Origin of the sequence: Nostoc sp. CALU 1950 (assembly GCF_051172895.1) — a bacterium.
Classification (GTDB): Bacteria; Cyanobacteriota; Cyanobacteriia; order Cyanobacteriales; family Nostocaceae; genus Nostoc; species Nostoc edaphicum_A.
Map to the genome: position 1 here is coordinate 1 of NZ_JBDNJQ010000174.1, position 16,920 is coordinate 16,920.

Below are 16,920 nucleotides of genomic sequence, written 5' to 3' on the forward strand. Positions count from 1 at the left end.
CCGTCTCTACAAAAGACTGATTATTGTAGAGACGGCGATTCATCGCGTCTCTTGCATTAATTGCGGTTTTCCCCAAAGTATGGTTTCCTGCTTGTAAATGGCAATTCCTGGTTTTGCTCCTTTGGGTTTGTAGACGTGTTTTAGCTGAGTGTAAACTACTGGAACTTGCTCACTCTGACGGGCACGACTGTAATATGCAGCAAGATTAGCTACAAATTGCAAATCAGCTTCTTCTGCAACAGCACCCGGTTCTAAGCGTAGTAATACATGACTCCCTGGAATTTCTTGAGCGTGGAACCAGATGTCATAATCTCCAGCTACACGAAAGGTCAATTGGTCATTTTGGCGATTGTTACGACCAATTAATACTTCAAAGCCACTGGGAGTCAGGTAACGATGAAAGTTCGTGCTGGGAGGTTCGTTTGCACTGCGGCTGCGGTATTCGGGATCTTCTAGATATTTTTGCCCAATCAATTCTTCGCGGATTTCTTCTAAAGCTCGTAAATCTTCTGCTGTTTGGTAGCTATCTATCTGAGCGATCGCAGCTTCTACTTGTTCTAAATACTCAATTTCTGTCTGCACTTCCAACAGTAGCGGTTCCACAGCAGCACGAGCGCGTTTCAGTTTTTGGTGCTGTTTGTAAAGACTTTGGGCATTTTGGACGGCATTTTTATCTGGTTGGAGAGCGATCGCAATTGGCAAATTTGTATCAAAATCAGCAAGGATAATTTCTTTCATCCCTGGTTCCCAGTTTTGCAGGTGAGCCATCAATAAATCAGCTTTTTGTCGATACTCATCGGCTTGATCTGATTGCTGCAAGCGCGTCTTAAAGGTTTGAGCTTTGTTCCGTAATTTCGCCAGAATATTATTCAATTTCTGACTCAACTGATGGCGCAATTGGGAAAATAACTGTTGGTCAATTTGGTTACTGTAATAACAGTTAAGCAACTCTTGGATATTTTTGACTTTTTCAACTGCACCCCAACCCATTACGGTGTAGCCATCTTTTGTCCAAGCGGGTTGAAATTTTCTGGAATTCAAGGCTTGCAGCCATTCTTGCCAAAGCTCAAATAGCCGTCTCCAGTCGTCGGGGTTGAGAGTATCGGTGGATGTTTCTGGTGCAATATTTGCTTCTAACAGCATTAACTCCAGTAGTGCTGCACTCAAACCACTATAACTTTTCAGCAATTGCCGCTTGATTGCCCCTGGTACTAAACTTACCCGTTCTTGCCAACGTTCTTGGGATTCGTTCAAACTGGGGACAGTGCCAGTCAGTTTCGGTGGTGTTTCATAAGGTTGTCCGGTTTGGATGGGACGAACACTAGATTGTTGCTGACTAACTTGATGAGCGGCGGTGATAATTATATTGTTAGCGTCGGTGAGAATGACGTTGCTATACTTGCCCATGATTTCTGCATAGACATGATACAGGGCACTTTCTCCAGGACGACGAGCAAATTGCAAATCAATAACCCGCTCCCAAGGAGCGATCGCTTCAATCGCCACCAGCGCCAAACCACCCAATTGGTGTATCAGTTGTTGGCTAAAGGTAAAAGTATCTGGCGATCGCGGTGGTGGATCACCAATACAAATATGTGCAGCTTGCGGATGCCAAGAAATCTGTAGCCAATCCCGCTGTTTCAGGGTGCGTAATGCTATGGCAATAGTGTAGCGATCGCGCTGATAAACCTGTTCTGTCCGCGAGGGCAGCCAGTTAGCGCGGATTTCGCTACAAGTAGCTGTAAGAGTGGTGAAGTCAACTGGTTGCATAGCCATTCGCGTTCAAAGGTCGATGCTCAGTATACTTCTATCTATTGATATTAGCGTAGGCGTAGCTCGCCTTCTCTACGAGATGTACTGTAAATCAGCATCGCCTAATTGAAGTGATTTATTCCTTCTGGCGTTGTTTTTGGTGTTATATATCTGTAATGAATTGTTGGGTATTTCCCTATTCAATTTGTTGCCTAAGCGATGGTGTTAAAATCATTATTCCTCTCACAACTTCTTCAGGAGTAGCCGTACCATCGATTATCTTTGGTGCGATGGTCATTACTTCCAAAGCCAGGTTTGTTGGAATTCCCTTTGCTTCTAACCGCTTCAATTCCAAAACGTCAATACCTGCTGTTAATCCATCCAAATACTCTTCTACACTCACTCCCAAATTTTCAATTTCCACCATGAGTATAATTTCCTGGTTTTTTGTTTGACATTTCAGACGATACCTTATATTTAACTCAAAGCGATCGCTATGTCTCCCATGATTTATATGGCTGAAACCCTGATTATAAAAAGGTATTGCTCAGAAAATCAAACAGTATTGCCAAATTACTTACGGTTAGTTGGCAATACTGTTTAGTCAAAGGTTGTTTGTGAGAATTTCAGAGGTGTAAAAACACAAATTTTCCGTCTCTACAGAATTCATCGGTCTGTAAATGATTTGATTCTAATCGTATGGGGTTGCTTGTAAGGTTATTTAGCAAGCAATAAGGTTTCTTTAGCTGGTTCTAGCAGTTCGGTATAAAGCTCACTTAACTGAGTTGCGACGCCATGCCAACTAAACTTGTTTTCGACGCGCTTTCTACCAGCTTTACCCAATTCGTCTCGCCATTCTGGATTTAAGAGAATTCTGTCGATGGCAGACGCAAAGGCCTCTACATCTTGCGGTGGAGCCAATAAACCAGTTTCTTCATTAACCACCGTAAACTGAAGCCCGCCGACATCACTTGCTACAACTGGTGTACCGCTTGCCATTGCTTCGATCGCTACGAGTCCAAAGGGTTCGTAGTGACTGGGAACAACGCAAACATCAGCCGCTGCGTAATAAGTCGGCAAAATATCTTGACTGAGACGACCAGCAAGGGTGGTAAAGTCGCTCATACCTAATTCGTTGATAATAGCCTCAATGCGATCGCGCTCAATTCCGTCGCTATTACCTGGAGTACTACCACCACCAATAATTAACTGGAGATTCTTGGAGCCGCGTAGCCCAGACTCGTTGACTGCTCGCACCAAGGTTTCTATCCCTTTGCGTGGGTCAAAACGCCCTACGTACAATACAACTTTAGCTTCTTTGTCAATACCCAATTTATTTCTGGCTGCTTCTCGTGCAATCGAACCAAACCGCTGAATATCTGTACCGCAGGGAATGATGTCGATATTGCCTTCAGTGGAAACTAGCGATCGCATGTGTTGCTGTTCTTGTGGACTTGTCGCCACAATCCGCTCTGCTATTTCCAACACCTCTTTTTCTACTGCTAATCGCTTATTAGCAATCAGAGGAATATCCTCTATAGTGTTGTACTTGACTGCTCCCAATGAGTGGTAGGTGTGAACCTGTTTACTCTTTTGGATTTCCTTTAACTTCATTCCCACCCAACCAGAGAGCCAATAGTTAGTGTGAACCAATTGGTATGTAATGTCATTTTCTACTTGAAATTTGCAGAAATTATCCACAAATTCTTGCAGAAATTCAAAAATATCATCTCGCGGCACAAACTCAAGGGGGCCAGCTTTTAAACGAATAGTTCGACAATTGTTGCTATGTTCAACAATTGAGTCTTGCTCCAGACTCACCTTGCGGGTAAACATATCAACTTGCCATCCTAGCTGCGCTAGTGCTTCACCTACGTGGCGCACATAAACGTTTTGTCCCCCAGCTTCTTCTTTCCCTATTTCAATCGCCGGATCTCCGTGGACGGAAATTAAGGCGATACGTTTTTCGGTGGTAGAGTTCATAGTTTGTGTGTTGCTGATTTTAACAAAGTTTTAGGCTGTTCCAAGTTCGTGTATAGCACGCTTACCTGAATTGTTTAGGAACTTTGATTAATATTGATTTTAATTTACTATGTCTAATTTTTTTTTACATCTTCTGCCAGAAGTATACTTTTAGATAAGATACTTGTATTTAATTTTTTTAGAAATAGAAAATTGCTATACTTACATCTCATACTTTTGATAGATGAAAATTATATTTTTTCATCTGTGCCGTGCAAATATAGTTCCATAGATAGATGCCTTGATATAAGTTCGACGAAGTTGTAGTAGAACTTAGGAGGTAGGAGTAAAAAAAGTTTTTGCTCAGGCTTGTAAAACAAAGCACAATACCTAACTAACTTACAATCCGCTGTAAAAAATAGCCGTAGGCAGAGCCGATAAACCTTTTAGGTTAATATCTAAAGAAGGTTTCTTTTTATGGTAAGTTTCACCAACCAGCCCAGCGAAAAGATTGCTCACCAAATTAGGTACACTCTAAGATAGATTCGGTAAAAATTGACGAAATTTTTTCGAGTGTCGCCAAATAGCTTACTGAGAATAGTTTCAGTTATTTTTGCTACAAAGACTATTGTTGCTAACATTAAACCTATTGCAAAAGTGCTTTTTGCACTCTTGTGGGAAAAAACGAAGAGGGAAAGGGTTAAACCCGCATTTCTCACAAGCTTCAGACGTTTGATGGAGCAGAGGGGAAAAACTTACTGCAATTTCTCCCCTGCTCCCCTGCTCCCCTGCACAAGCGCAGGCTTGGAGAGGTGTGGTGAGAAATCCGGGTTTAACCCTTCCCCCGGACTCTTCGTTGAACCCATATTTTATGAAGTAGTAAGAATAACTGTTAAATATTGATGCAAAATCGGGGAATTGATTGAATTTGCTTCGGAAAGTTTCAGATTATATTTTCAATCATTAATAAATTTCAGGAGCAAATCAGGTGTTTACTTCAACCTTACTCGCTGCTGCAACTACACCCCTACAATGGAGTCCTACAGTTGGGCTGATTATCATTCTCGCTAATATTGTTGCCATTGCCTTTGGCAAATCTAGCATTAAGTATCCCAACGCGGAACCAAAACTACCTTCATCTAATTTATTTGGTGGTTTTGGTTTACCAGCGCTTTTAGCAACTACCGCCTTTGGTCACATCTTAGGAGTGGGCGTTGTCTTAGGGCTGCATAACCTGGGAAGAATTTAGGTTCTTACCCAAGTTAGCTTTTATTTGAAGATTCTTTTGTCTCCAGCTTTGAGCCAGAGAGTTAATTCTCTGGCTCTTTTTTATTAAAATTACTCGTTTAATTTGACGGCGACAACTATCTAACTCTTAACAAATGTCCACTCTAGTTCCTTAATGGGAGCTTCTTGTAGTGCTTTAGTTAGTTCGCTACTACTTTCAAATTTTACTTGGGAGAGTTCGCAGGCTTCGACATTGACTGTAAATTTATCGTCCTGGAAGGGCCACGGTTTAACAACAACCAAGTTATCACTGCGCTGCATGATGTCATAGCGCTGACCTTCAGGGCCCTTGCTAATCTCTAAAAACCGCTCATCCTCAGGTAGTTGTTGCTGGCATAAGATGAGAGAAAGGCGATCGCACCATTGCATAAATGCATAGGCTGCATCAACTTCCTCCTTTTTGATCCTCAGTTCTTTGCGCCAACGTTGCTGATTTTGAAGTTGTTCATCTAAAATTTTGTCTAGTTTTGAAGACTTTCCCCGCCTTGGCTCATTTAAACGGCTGATGTGCATAGAAATTAATAGAGCCACCCATCGTCCACGGTAAAGGGCATTCTTTGCCAGATCAGCCAATTTCTCGACACCGGCATCTGCATCGGCATTTGAGTTGAGGGTGAAATCCTGTGGCGCACCCGCTTCAGTCAAAATATCTTCTTCCCACTCTTTTTCTAGGTCATCGTGATGGGAAATTGCAGCCATCGTTTCATATAACCTTGCGGGAGCATCTTTACGTCGCCATTGTCCCGCCAGTTGAGCTGCTAATAGAGCATGGGCACGATGATAAATGACTTCCCAACCATTTGGCGTAGCGTTGACAATCACAAGTTAATCTCCTGATTCTGAGTTTTGAATTTGAGTTGAATTAATTTCTGAAATCAGAAATGTTGATGTAGATATTGATGAGCGATCGCTCTAATTTTTTTAGTGTGGCTGAATAATAGCTATAAGTATTTTCACTTGAGTGTAATAGCCAAATACTCAGTTGAAATTCCCGACCTTTCTAAAAAGTCGGGAATCTTTTTGTTTATGAGATGTAGCTTAACAGCCCAACAATTACTAAAGAGAGTAGCTGCCTAGCGGATGATTGAACTTTTCAAGAATCTGTTAAAAATCTCTTTACATCAAATCAACCTATACTCTAACTGCAACCTATGCAATTAAGAGTGACTTTCTAGCGGATTAGCAACATACTTGAATGCTGGCTCAGAATTCCAAGGGCCACGTTCATCTTTACCATTTCCGTTTGTAGATAGGTTGTAGTAAAGAGCAACAGTGTCATCTGGCTTAACATTACCAAAGAATGGATCTGTCAACTTACCCAGTGAATCTAGAGCTTTCATAAACATCTGTGTATGAGAAATTTCTCGTGTTAACAGATGGACTAAAGTTTCTTGGGTTCCTTTGTCAGTTGCCAACTTGATCAATGATTCGTAAGTCTGACGAGCGCCCGCTTCTGCTGCAACGTTAGCTCTTAAATCACGCACTACATCTCCACCCTCATTCAAGTAACTTGCAGTCCAAGCAGTACCTTGGCTATCTAGAAAATGAGGCCCAATTCCTCGGACTGCAAAGAGAGTACTCTTATAAGCCTCGGTTTGATCTACATTTTTAGTATGAGCTTCAATGAGTTTACCAACCATTTCTAAATGGCTGAATTCCTCAATTGCAATGTCTTGGAGCATATCTTTAATGCCAGCATTTTCAACGTGGAATGATTGAACCCAATATTGAAGTGCTGCACTCAGTTCTCCAGTAGCGCCGCCAAACTGCTCTAAAAGTAACTGAGCAAAACGAGGATTTGGCTCACTAACGTTAACTGCACGAATAGGCTCTTTTTTGTGAAAAAACATAGATTGATACTTCCAAAAATTATGATGTTAGAGAAGGGAGTAAAGCTTTAGCGTCAGCGTAGCCCAACATAAGTCTCGCACTTGCTAAAAGTCCTAAAACTACTCAAGCAATAATACTCACGAACTTCCTCAACAATCTCACTTGTATATAAGTTATCAACTCTCATCTAAAATTCTTTCTACCAGATGGGATAAATGCTAAATCCAAAAGTTAGACAAAATAGTTTACATGAATATTTGGATGGTGATTGGCATTTCTAGCATGAAAGTGTTAAGCAAAATTTATGTTAGATAAATCAGAATTCCTGAATACACAAGTCTAGACTTTCTTTGCTATAGGATGAGACATTAATAAATTATATTTTTAATATTTTATTTTATGCTTTTTATATCTATCTTAAGATGGAAAAATATGATCTAACTTTTTGGAGATACATTAAAATAACAAATCCCCTCAACCGCTATTTTAAAGGTAGATTGAGGGGATAATACGTAGCCAATATTTGCAAAAGCGATATCAAATGGCGCGGGAGAATTTTGTCTCTCGCGTTCTGGTGTGAGTATCAAATATGACGGCAATATTTCTTACTAATAATCTACCGATGTCTGTAATTTGGATCTGATTTTTTGATAAACTTACTAGACCATCGGCTTCTAGTGGTTTTAATGCCTCTATTTCCTCGGAGAAATATTCATCAAAATTGATATGATATTTATTTTCAACATCTTGCTTATGCAATTGGAAGTGAGACATAATACCCATGATGACATCCCGTCTGATGATGTCATTTTGAGTAAGTTTGATGCCTTTACTAACAGGTAACCTACCTGCTGCAATTGTCTGATAATAATCCTTTAATTCCTTGTGATTTTGGGAATAAGCATCTTCTAGCATACTGATGGATGTAGAACCAAAACCAAAGAGTTCTGTTTCAGCGTGGGTAGTGTAGCCTTGAAAATTGCGTTTGAGAGTGCCATTGCGTTGAGCGATCGCTAGTTCGTCATCAGTTTTAGCAAAATGATCCATCCCAATAAATAGATATTGGTTATTCGTCAATTCTTCAATGGTCATTTTTAGAATCTCTAACTTTTCCTCTGCTGGCGGTAGTGCCTCTTGAGGAATATTTTTTTGCGTCGGTTTGAGCCACGGTACATAGGCAAAGTTAAAGACCACAATTCGATCAGGATCTAATTCAATAGTCTTTTTTAGCGTCTCCCGAAATGTCTCGCGGTTTTGATAGGGTAAACCATAAATTAGGTCTACATTCACACTTTCAAACTTAGCTTCTTTGACCCAACTCATGACATCAAAGAGCATTTCTTCTGGCTGGACACGATTAACAGCTACTTGAACTTGGCTATTAAAATCCTGAATGCCAAAACTAATACGGTTAAACCCAATCTCTCTCAGAAAGAAAATGTAGTTTTTATCGATATAGCGGGGATTAATCTCAATTGAGATTTCTGCTTTTGAATCGATGTTGAAATAGCGATTTATATTTTTCCATAAAACTTCTACCTGGTGACGCTCTAAGTAATTAGGAGTACCACCTCCCCAGTGGATTTGCAGTACTTTTCTGTCTGGATCGATTAAAGCTGCGGTGTTTTTGATGTCTTGAATCAAAGACTCCACATAAGGTTTAGCAATATTCTTGTTGTTGGAAATTACCGTGTTACAGCCGCAGAAGTAGCAAGCACTTTGGCAAAAAGGGATGTGGAAATACAAAGAAAGAGGGGTTTTGCGTTGGTTCGATGCTGCGATCGCGGCCTTAAAATCAGTTTCGGTGAATGTTTCGCTTAACTCTGTAGCGGGCGGGTAACTGGTGTATCTAGGTGCGCGAGTGTCGTACTTTTGAATCAGATCCAGATCAAACTTGACACCAGGTAGTAAAAAAACCATTGAGTTTCTTTCCAATGAATGAAGGGAGTGGGGAATGGGGAGATGATTGAGAAATAACCAATGACAAACGACAAATGACAAATGACAAATGACTAACTTAATTAGCCGCAGCGATTTCAGTACTACCTGAATTCTGAGAACGAGTTAGGCTATTAAACAGGACTTGACCGAGTGCTTTGATTAAACTTCCTTCTAACTCCTGAGCCATCTGTAAGTTCAACGCAAAGGCATTATTCGCTTCTGCAACAATCCGTTCTGCTGTTATATCATCAACGGGTAATGCATTTAATGCCTGACGATACTTATCCTTAAATGCTTTTTTATCAGGAATTTGCTCAAAGTTGTAGAAGGATGTGCCTTCATAGCCAGAAAGCTTCAAAGCTGACTGAGCAACTTTTTGTAGCATTTGACCCCCTGAGAGATCGCCCATGTAGCGAGTGTAGGCATGACCTAGCAATAAGGCTGGTTCACTAGCAGAAATTTCCCGAATGCGATCAATGTACTTTTGGGCAGCGGATGAGGGTGTAACCTGCTCTCTCCAGTTATCCCCATAATAGAACACCATGTCTTTTTCGAGCGAGGATTGGCGATTAAGTTCGGGGAAGTAAACCGCACTAATCACAGGATGCTCTACATGGCTCTCTAATACTGCTTCTAGTTCGCTGTAGATGTAATACAAGTTGCTTAAGAACTTGGCGAAGCAGTCTCTATCCACAACTCCTTGCAAAAAACATTTCATGAATCCCACATTTTCTGCTGATGTGTGGGCTTGTTGAGTTCCAGAGCGGAGTTTGATGGCTAGATTGCTACTCATTGTTGCTTCCTTCATTGTTCAAGTGCAAGGCTTTTGGGCAGTCACCGACTCAGGATGCCTGCCAAGGCCAACTAAAAAATTGTTATTCTAGGTTTAGAGAGGATTTGCATGACTCTATCCAGCAAATACCACTGCCGATGCAAATCCCAGCTATTTTATTTCTCCTAAAATTATTTAACTATTAATAGTTCTATAGCTATTAAGTTATTAATATTTATTTATTGTTTGACAAGCCATTTGTTGACAAAAAAGGCAGGAGGTTAAGAGTATTAATTGAAACTTTAGTTCTGGTTTATTGCTCAATTCATAAAAAAATTATACCGAGACGCGCAGCGCCTACGGCGGCAAGCTACGCTCAACAATTGTAAAATTCTGCCAAAAACTACCCTTTATAACCTCCATTTTTGGCATTTTTGGGCATCTATTGCAGACTTACCTAATCAAACTCGTTGATGCTGATTAAACATCTCCCAAAATAAAATAGGAAAAATTTAACTTAACCTTATCCTTTCTTTGATTTATTCTTAGTTGTGCAAAGACTTTTAATACAATATAGTTTATTTAAACAGTATTAAAACTTCTATAAAAATCCAATTGAATTTTTGAAAAACTTTACTGCTGGTAGCTTTGGGTGATGTAAATCAGAGTTTCAGTATGCTTAACAATATTAATACCGAGCTATTAAGAGTTCTATGTGATATTGTCAAAACAGGTTTAAGGATTCAGCCTAACTGTTTGGTATCGTACTTACTAAATCAGGATAAACTCTATGTATCGATTCCAGATCAGTGCATACACACAAACGGGCGAATCCATTGGTTTGGTCGGTTCGAGTCCAGAGTTGGGATTGTGGGACATCACCAAATGTGTCCATTTGCGTACAAGTGGCGATCGCTATCCTTTATGGTGGACAGATATAGATATTGACATTCAGCCGCCTTTAGAATCAGGCAATGGCCAGAGAGTTGAATATAAGTATGTGTGCCTCGATGCAAACGGCAATGCCCGATGGGAGAGCTTACTAGATACAAACCGCTGGATACCGATTGACTCTAAAGAGCATTCCAGCAAAATTATTGTGGATGATGGCGCATTCGGTTATTTACAACCTTACCCCTTTGGATACATCGAGAAGTCGGCTGCCAGAATGCCTGTGGAAGAAGAGGCTGAAAGACTCAAAATCGTGGTTATTGGCAGTTCCGTCGCATTAGGTCATAAAGCCTGGTTTCTGAAAGGTTGGGTCTGGCTATTGGCACAGGCTTTACAGCAAAAATATGGGCATCAACTTGTGAATGTGTCGGAAGTGGGGGCGAATGTCAGCAGAACGATCGCTCGATTTGGGTCAGTTGTCACCCCAGAACAACCGGATATCGTGATTATTGCCCTATCTCTGGGTAACGAAGGGTTAGCCTACTGTCACCCTTACGAACGGCGGGCAGTACAGCGGCGGTTTGAAAGTGGCTTGCAGCAGTTGGTGAAAATGACGCGCGACATCGGGGCTATTCCGATTTTGGGCGGAGTCTATCCCAATGGCGACTATTCCCTGGAGCATTACTGGCTGATGCAAGACACACACAAGCGAATGCTAAGTTGGGACGTAACCGTACTAGATTGGTTGGCAGTTGTAGATGATGGGCAAGGACGATGGAAAGCGGGGACATCCTTCGATCCGGCTCACCCAAACGCGATCGGTCACAGCCTGATGTATCAGCAGATCGATCAGCACCTATTCGATATCGACAAAGACGAATTGGCAAAAGAAAAACAACGCTTCCAGCAACCGAATGAATTTGCCATCTACTTTGACACTGTAGGTTTTCATGTCTCTGTCTGTATCGAAGAGAAGCGTTTACGGATCATTAATCAATCACAATACAGCTACACAATCGCTCCCTATTGGCAGGAATTGCAAACTGCACTGCAAAGTCAGGCAAGATTGATACCAGGTATTTACATTGCGAAATCTGTTAAGCCAGGGACACTCCCCTTCTTCGCTGTACAAGAGGATGGCGCGATCGCAACTACATTAGATATTCCCCCTAGTGCCGATCTAGAATATAGCGCCGCCTTCAATCTCTTTTCGCCGAACAACTCACAAGTTTTGTTCTACGACGGGCATCTGGGGATTTTGCAAGCGGACGAACGCCACCTCTGGGTGATCAACGAATCAGAAAATGAATACAACATCCAGCCCATGTGGACAGAGGTTTGCAACGCACTTAAAGCCATGCCATCGGGTGTCTATGAAGATCCGCTTTATCCCGATGCCCCCTTCCGCACCTTGATGATTGGTAACGATGGGCTAGAAAGCCGGGTAAAAGTACCACCCAAGTCTGCGGTGTTTTTCCAATACAAATGTCAGTTATCGGATATCAAGCGCGTGGCGATTCTTCCCCTTGGCGATCGCTGTGCCGTCCGCATGATGTTGTACAAGATGGAGTACGATGGCCCTGCTTTTCCCTTTGATCTGACACGCACGACTAATATTGCAGATGTTGCGGATGCGATCGCAAACGGTTTTTATGATATGTGGAACCCTGCCTTCCTGCACTACAGCCCAGATGCAGGCAGAATTTACCACAGTAAGTGGTCGGGTTTGTCTTTTGCCCATGAAGTTGAGGAGACAGACGACCCAACAAGCGATATGTCTCCCGTCCATGAACGAATGCGCGTTCGTTACACAGCACGTTCTGAAAGGTTTTGGTACGCACTGCGGCACTGCGACAAAGTGCTTTTCGTCCGCACGGGAATTTGTGATCGCGGTGGCGTAATTGATCTGGTCAACAAGCTACAAAAACAATGTCAGGGGAAGCCATTTCATCTCCTGCTTCTTTCTCCCCAAAGCGATGATGAGTTTTTAGGCCTCCCCAATGTGCTGCACTACAATGTCGAGTTTAATCCCGATCGTATGTATGACGATTTGGGACATTGGATGTATTGCACAGAAGTGATGCGAGGAATTCTAGAATCCCTTGGTGTGTCCAGTAAAAACCTCTTTTGGTGCCCACCCAAACCTGCGAAGGGGTGGGAAACTAGTACCGCAAGGCGGAATTAAAAATTAAAAATTAAAAATTAAAAATTAAGACAGCGTAAGGGTTTTGTTGATTGGGAATGGGTGGTTTATTTCCGCCGTGCTGTACTAGGTAGGGGAGCAACGCGAAAAAGTGAGATCCTCGTGAAATAGGCAGGGGGATCAGGGGGAGTAAAGAGACGTTTTTAGTCCTTTTTACACCGAAACGGATTGCTTATACACTTATTTCTTTCTCTTAACCTGCTTCCCCTGCTTACCCACTCACTGTTAGAGGATTGTTCCCCTAAGTAGAGGCGATCGCTCTTTGATTGTCCAATCCCTTGGAATTACTGTGAGTTAGCGCTTGCAACCCAAGTTTTATCTACCCACTTTAGAAGGGAATATCATCTGGATCTGGTTCTTCCTCCTTCACTGCGGGATAAGTGGTTCGCTCATAATTTGTGGGTTGGGGTACGGGTTCGTAACTTGTCGGTTGGGGAGTAACGCCAACAGGATTTGTCGCTGGGGTAGGTGCTGGACGTGGTGACTCGTAAGTGCTAACGTCTTTCTGTGGAGGACGAGATGCTGAAGATGTTTGTCGTGGAGCCGTTTCAGTGAATGATGGAGTTGCGGTTGCTGAGGGTAATGGATCAGTATTAAAACTACCTCCAACAGGTTGAATTTGTTGCACTGTTAATTCAGCGCGTTTTTCTTTAAAACCTTCTTGACGTTCAACAGTAGTCATACCTAAACGTCCTACCAGGATGACGCGATCGCCTTGGTGGTAGTTTTGCTGAATTTCGGTCGCTAAATTCCCCCAGCCGACAACTTTCAGAGTGGCTGGCGGATCTTCTGGTTTCTGGGAATTGGGAAACTGAACCAGCATTTCCGTGACTCCCAAATTATCCGCTGTATAACGGAGTTGCGGCTCGTTAATAATTTCCGCCATCAAAACGCAGCTGTTCATTAAAATTACTCCTGACTGCAAAAAGTGCTGATTGAAAAAGAGGGGGTTTTTCTATGTAGTGCCAACTAATATCTAAATAGGTTTAATTTTTTGCATTTTTTAATAATATTTGAACAAATTTTCTAACAGAATTCAGGATTCATAATTCAGGAGTCAGGATAACACTTGATGGATGAATATACCAATCATACTGGACTCCTTATCAATTCTGACTTCTGACTCACCTCGGCTACGCTCGGCAACCACCTGGGTGCTGAATTCTTTTTAGTTATTTCTAGCATAAAAGCCAAGCGATCATTTTGAACAGCATTGAATATACTGTTCGCCACCCTCGCTTGACTAAATTGAGCATTCAATTCTGCATGAGTAGTATAATTGTACCACCCATTTAAGAAATAGAAAAAATTCTTGGCAAAAATTAAGTCTTGACATGGGAGGGGAAAACACCGAAGGCAATCAACCTGGCTGGAAGGTCGCGCAAGATAGGTAAGCGCAAAAACGCAGGTGGTACAAAGCTGCGATTTGAGCTGATAACGGGGGCAAATACCCGCTTTTGGATAAAAGTTTGAAACGCCTGAATGATCCGTGTGGGCAACTCGCGTTGACGCTGTACTTTTGCTAGGTCGCTGGGTTCTACGTGTCGGTTCTTGAGGGGTTCGCTGAGTACATTCGCTGCGACGACAGCATCTTGAATCGCGTAATTAATGCCAACTCCACCAACGGGGGACATTATATGAGCTGCATCACCGATGAGTAAGAGTCCCGGAAGATACCAACGTTTGACACGGCTGGACTCGACTGAGAGAAAAGCTATTTGTGACCAATCATGTAAATTGTGGATGCGTTGCTGGAATTCTGGCACTACTTCGACAACAGATTTTTTTAATTCCTCCAAACCCTCAGCCCGCAGTTGTTGATAGCCTCCCTTGGGGATGACATAAGCAAGTTGCCACTCATCACCACGGTCAAGTATGGCGATGATTTTACCTTGACCAAAGCGCCCCATTCCTCCCTCTGGGTCTTCTGGCTGACGGGGTAGGCGAAACCAAAGGATATCCATTGGTGGTGAGGTTTCAATTGACTCAAACTCACCCAGATGGCGTAAACGTGAGTGGCGACCATCTGCACCCACTGTCAGTATTGCCCGAACTTCATGCCAACCACCACCTCTCCGATAGCGGACACCTTGAATCGTGCCATTTTCGGTAATTAATTCTTGTACATTCGCACCCATCACCAAATGAAAACTAGGATATTTTTGTGCTTCTTGGGTAATGAACTCCAGAAATTTCACCTGGGGAAGCATTGTAATGTAGGGGTAGTGGGTTTTCAGATGACTAAAATCTGCCAAAGTGACAGTATCTTGAGGAGTTTTAACCCTAATTTGACGCATTTTGGCATGGGGGAGTTCTAGCAAGCGATCGCTAAGTCCCAATTCTTCCATAATTTCCATCACCGATGGATGAATCGTATCGCCGCGAAAATCGCGATCGAAGTCTTTGTGTGCTTCCAGCAGCATCACAGAAATACCTTGACGCGCTAACAACAGCGCCAATACTGCTCCTGCTGGGCCTCCACCCACAATGCAACAATCTGTGGTTTGTACGTCTACAATGTCATGGATAAGGTTAATACTTGGATCTTGGGAAATATTTTTAGGTATATCGGTATTCATCACAACACCTCCTGACAGCCCTAAAATTTAGGGTAATTTGCTTTTAATGGTGCAAGCTGTTTTTTTAACTTTTCGTATTTACATAGAACGTGTATTATGATGGGCGCTAAACTGTCATTGGTCATTAGTCATTTGTCCTTTGTCCAATGCCCCTTAAGAGTGCTGAGTAATGAGTGCTGAGTGCTGAGTGGGGAATCTCATTTCTTTACTCAGGACTGGGAACTCGGAACTCGGAACTGTTTTGCCCAATGCCCAATCCCCAAATTAGTTGTGTCTCAAGTTGTTTTAGAAAACGTTTATAAAAGTTTTTCCCCACGTAAAGGGGAAAGTGTTAGCTCACAAACCCAATCTCCCCTCACATCTGGGGAGAATGATGCAGCGCAAGAGCGTGCGGGAAGTGTCAATGTCTTGCGGCGAATTAACCTGACGATCGCAGATGGTGAGTTTATGGTGCTGGTGGGCCCTTCTGGTTGTGGGAAAAGCACTCTGCTGCGGTTAATCGCCGGGTTAGAAGTGATGACTGGCGGTAATATTTGGATAGGCGATCGCTTGATCAATGATCTACCACCCAAGGAACGCGACATCGCAATGGTGTTTCAAAATTACGCCCTCTATCCCCACATGACGGTGTATGACAACATCGCCTTTGGGTTACGCCGTAGGGGAAGCAGGGGAGCAGAGGAGCAGAAGAGCAGAGGAGAAAATACTCCTTATCTACGGACGTGGGCGGAAAATCTTTTTGTGGGGGCAACTAGAAAGTTACCTAAAGGATTGCGCTACACTTCTGACAAAGAACGAGCGGTGAATGAGCAGGTGCGTAGTGTTGCTCAACTGTTGCAAATTGAAACATTACTGAATCGCTTACCCAAACAGCTATCTGGGGGACAAAGACAACGGGTTGCATTGGGACGAGCGATCGCACGTGACCCCCAAGTATTCTTAATGGATGAACCGCTTTCTAACTTAGATGCCAAACTCCGGGCTGAAACTCGCGCCCAAATTGTCAAATTGCAGCGCCAACTGGGGACAACGACGATTTACGTCACCCACGATCAAACAGAAGCGATGACAATGGGCGATCGCATTGCGATTATGTCTGAAGGTAAAATTCAGCAAGTTGCTTCTCCCCTAGAACTTTACAACCGCCCTGCCAATCTTTTTGTAGCAGAGTTCATTGGTTCACCACCGATGAATTTTATTCCTGTGGAATTTCATGCCCCGCAGTTGATTACTCATTCCCAGTTACGTTTCACTCTCCCAGAAGTGTGGGGAAATGCCTTACAAAAATATGATCGGAAAACTCTAATTTTAGGCATTCGCCCAGAACATTTAAACTTGAGTATGCCTGCTACCAAAAATTTACCAGTGCAGGTAGATTTGGTAGAGAATCTCGGCAACGATTCTTTTCTGACTGTTAAGATTGCCGAACCTGGTACTCAACCTGCTGCTACAGCCAAATCCCTACAAGTGCGAATACCACCAGACAGATTTGTACAACCTGGTGAGCAACTTTGGTTATCGCTAACTCCAGAGAAAATTCACTTTTTTGACCCGGAAACTGAGTTAGCAATATTTCCCTAGAATTAATCAACAGGGAAACACAAATTTACCGAATTTTAGATTTTAAATTTTGGATGGTTAAGGCAAGAGACGCGATGAATCGCCGTCTCTACAATAATCAGTCCTTTGTAGAGACGGCGATT

General features: G+C 42.6%; 12 protein-coding genes. 3 read left to right on the forward strand and 9 right to left on the reverse strand.

The genetic code is table 11. From position 1 onward, the window contains the following. Positions 1-39: 39 nt before the first annotated feature. From ABF638_RS31350 to ABF638_RS31360, 3 genes are all read right to left on the reverse strand, one after another. Positions 40-1,770, reverse strand: a complete 1,731-nt coding sequence (locus ABF638_RS31350; RefSeq protein WP_435026781.1) for an Rqc2 family fibronectin-binding protein — start codon at positions 1,768-1,770, stop codon at positions 40-42. A 178-nt stretch (positions 1,771-1,948) separates the two neighbouring features. Continuing rightward, entirely contained in the window at positions 1,949-2,179 is a 231-nt protein-coding gene (locus ABF638_RS31355; RefSeq protein ID WP_435026771.1) for a hypothetical protein, read from the reverse strand. Between the two features lie 290 nt (positions 2,180-2,469). Beyond that, positions 2,470-3,735, reverse strand: coding sequence for a glycosyltransferase family 4 protein (locus ABF638_RS31360; protein WP_435026772.1), 1,266 nt, complete (start codon positions 3,733-3,735; stop codon positions 2,470-2,472). 967 nt (positions 3,736-4,702) lie between these two features. Between ABF638_RS31360 and psaK the strand changes: the two genes are divergently transcribed. After that, positions 4,703-4,963, forward strand: coding sequence for a photosystem I reaction center subunit PsaK (gene psaK, locus ABF638_RS31365; RefSeq protein WP_069073294.1), 261 nt, complete (start codon positions 4,703-4,705; stop codon positions 4,961-4,963). 119 nt (positions 4,964-5,082) lie between these two features. Here the strand turns inward: psaK and ABF638_RS31370 are convergent, their stop codons facing one another. The 4 genes from ABF638_RS31370 to ABF638_RS31385 all read right to left on the reverse strand — a co-directional run bounded on the left by ABF638_RS31370 (position 5,083) and on the right by ABF638_RS31385 (position 9,565). Next, on the reverse strand, positions 5,083-5,823 hold the full coding sequence (locus ABF638_RS31370; RefSeq protein WP_435026773.1) for a DUF3891 family protein: 741 nt from the start codon (positions 5,821-5,823) through the stop codon (positions 5,083-5,085). Between the two features lie 335 nt (positions 5,824-6,158). Further along, positions 6,159-6,851 carry a manganese catalase family protein gene (locus ABF638_RS31375; RefSeq protein WP_435026774.1) on the reverse strand — a complete coding sequence of 231 codons (693 nt, stop codon included), beginning with the start codon at positions 6,849-6,851 and terminating at the stop codon, positions 6,159-6,161. A gap of 517 nt (positions 6,852-7,368) precedes the next feature. After that, positions 7,369-8,751: an oxygen-independent coproporphyrinogen III oxidase gene (gene hemN, locus ABF638_RS31380; RefSeq protein WP_435026775.1), complete on the reverse strand. Its 1,383-nt coding sequence runs from the start codon at positions 8,749-8,751 to the stop codon at positions 7,369-7,371. Between the two features lie 97 nt (positions 8,752-8,848). Further along, on the reverse strand, positions 8,849-9,565 hold the full coding sequence (locus ABF638_RS31385) for a heme oxygenase (biliverdin-producing) (RefSeq protein WP_435026776.1): 717 nt from the start codon (positions 9,563-9,565) through the stop codon (positions 8,849-8,851). Between the two features lie 769 nt (positions 9,566-10,334). Here ABF638_RS31385 and ABF638_RS31390 point away from each other — a divergent pair. Continuing rightward, positions 10,335-12,620 carry a DUF1796 family putative cysteine peptidase gene (locus ABF638_RS31390; RefSeq protein WP_435026777.1) on the forward strand — a complete coding sequence of 762 codons (2,286 nt, stop codon included), beginning with the start codon at positions 10,335-10,337 and terminating at the stop codon, positions 12,618-12,620. A gap of 346 nt (positions 12,621-12,966) precedes the next feature. Here ABF638_RS31390 and ABF638_RS31395 read toward each other — a convergent pair whose 3' ends face one another. Further along, a complete protein-coding gene (locus ABF638_RS31395; RefSeq protein ID WP_435026778.1) occupies positions 12,967-13,542 on the reverse strand; it encodes a single-stranded DNA-binding protein in 576 nt (191 codons plus the stop codon). 418 nt (positions 13,543-13,960) lie between these two features. Next, entirely contained in the window at positions 13,961-15,217 is a 1,257-nt protein-coding gene (locus tag ABF638_RS31400; protein ID WP_435026779.1) for an FAD-dependent oxidoreductase, read from the reverse strand. A 270-nt stretch (positions 15,218-15,487) separates the two neighbouring features. Between ABF638_RS31400 and ABF638_RS31405 the strand changes: the two genes are divergently transcribed. Further along, entirely contained in the window at positions 15,488-16,798 is a 1,311-nt protein-coding gene (locus tag ABF638_RS31405; protein WP_435026780.1) for an ABC transporter ATP-binding protein, read from the forward strand. The last annotated feature ends 122 nt before the right edge of the window (positions 16,799-16,920 follow it).